Annotated in this window: 1 protein-coding gene and 1 pseudogene; one reads left to right on the forward strand and one right to left on the reverse strand. The window is 69.6% G+C overall.

The genetic code is table 11. From position 1 onward, the window contains the following. The coding region (locus tag A5481_RS27315) for a tyrosinase family protein (protein ID WP_245298668.1) at positions 1-1,222 on the reverse strand (1,222 nt) is incomplete at its 3' end. Between the two features lie 619 nt (positions 1,223-1,841). On the opposite strand from A5481_RS27315, the pseudogene A5481_RS35450 reads away from it, so the two are divergent. Next, positions 1,842-1,938, forward strand: a pseudogene (locus A5481_RS35450) (nuclease PIN); the annotation flags it as partial.

The raw sequence follows: 1,938 nt of genomic DNA on the forward strand, positions 1-1,938 counted from the left end.
CGACGTCGCGCAGGATCGCGAGGGCGCGCGTCCCGCTCACCGCCCGCTCCTGCGCCGCCGTGAAGTCCATCGTCTCCAGGCCCGACCCGACCGGCACCCGGCCGCGCACCGCCCGCAGGGACGCCTCGGGAACCGGCACCGTCAGCGTCAGCGGGGCGGCCGGGGTGGCCGCCTTGCTGTTCTCGACCGAGGCGACCGCGAGGTCCTGGCCCGGCGACCCGCCCGTCGGCGGCGCGCTCAGGACCGTCGACAGGGTGTCGGGCAGGCTCAGGGTCCTCGCCGCGGCGGTCGCCGCCGGCCGCGGCGGCGTGCCGTAGGTGTAGCCGAGCTCCTCGGGCACGAAGAGGTCCGACACCTTCGGCGACCAGAACGTGCCGTCCGGATTCCGGAAGTTGTCCTTGAACGTCATGCCGGTCCAGAGCGGGTCGGCGCTGTTGGCGTGCCGCAGGTTCCAGACCGTCCAGATCCGGTCGATGTTGCCGTGATGCATGAAGAAGATCGGGTCGCGCGGCGAGGCCGGCGACGGCATCCAGCCGCCGATGTTGTTGTGGATCAGGTTGTGCGGCGTGGCCTCGAGCCTGCCCTGCACGCCGGTCCGGGTGGTGACCCAGGACGGGTCGAGCGAGTTCTGTCCCCGCGGACGGCCGGTGCCGAAGACCTCGTACGGGGTGGCGTTCAGGACCTCCGTCAGCACCGCGCGGCCGCAGATGTCGGCCGGCATCGGCGTCGTCCGGTTCCAGGTCCGCTTCATGCCCGGATCGGTCACGCACAGCCAGTTCGGCTTGCCGTCCGGCGTCTTCTCGTCGAGGAAGACCGCCGGCATGAGCGGGTTCGTCGTCCAGTCCCAGTAGGGCAGGGCGAAGTCGTCGTTCCTGGTCAGGTGCCGGACGATGCGCTCGTACATCGTCGTGAAGGCGCGGTGCCAGGGCAGGAAGTACCAGTTGCCGTGCGGGCAGTAGCGAAAACCCGTGTCGAGGCTGCCATGGATGCCGGCGAGCTGCACCCAGCTCAGGGGATCGCTCGCGGGCTTGCGCTTCATGATGCCGACGGCGTCGCGGTAGGTCGCCACGATCGGGTCGTTCCAGGCGAGGCCCTGCAGCGAGCGCCGCAGCGGCGGCCCGGCCTGGGCGGCGAGGGCCGCGGCCCCCGGGAGATGGCCGGCGATCAATCCGGCTCCGATCACCCCGCCCTGCAGCAGGACGGTCCGTCGCGACGTCGACATGGGCTTGTCCTCGTTCCGTATGGGTCGCCGCCCCGGTCCCGCCGGCGGGACCGGGGCGCGGCGGAGCCTCGGCGCCCGCCTCAGCGAGGCCGCGCGGCCCGTGCCCCGCCGCCGGACAGGTCGAGCGAACGATCCTCGCCGCTCCCGGGAGATGCGATGCCGGGTCCGCTGCGGAGAGGGAGGTCGAAGGTGCCCGGTCCGGAGACGTCGCGGGGCACTCCTCGCCGATCACCTTCGGCGTGGATCGGATCGAATCTGCGAATGCGATACTGTCGATCGTCCAGTGCGATTTTTGTCATCGGATGCCTCTTCATGACGAGGGATCATGACAAATCAAAAATCGAATCGGCTGCTCTATATTGTGTATGACGGCGTCGGAGATGGATGGACTTGCGGTTCGAACGCTCCGGAGATTGTATCATTGAGGTTGATTTGGCAACCTCATTTTCGAACTGACGCAGGGTCCCGTGGGCCGCGATTGGCAATGCGGATCGCCGGGCTTGGCGCCGTCCCGCGGCGCAGGCGCTCGATCCGGCGCAATTCCGTGATGCCACCCCTTGCAGGAGGTTAGCCGGCTTCCAGATCACCGCCCGTGACCTTGCGCGCGGAGCGGACGGACATGCTGGGCTGGTTCCGGGCGCTGATGCCGCGGGAAGACCGATTCTTCGACCTGTTCGAGCGGCATGCCCGCACGCTGGTCGCCGGCGCCGAGGCGC

Source organism: Methylobacterium platani (assembly GCF_001653715.1).
GTDB classification, from domain to species: domain Bacteria; phylum Pseudomonadota; class Alphaproteobacteria; order Rhizobiales; family Beijerinckiaceae; genus Methylobacterium; species Methylobacterium platani.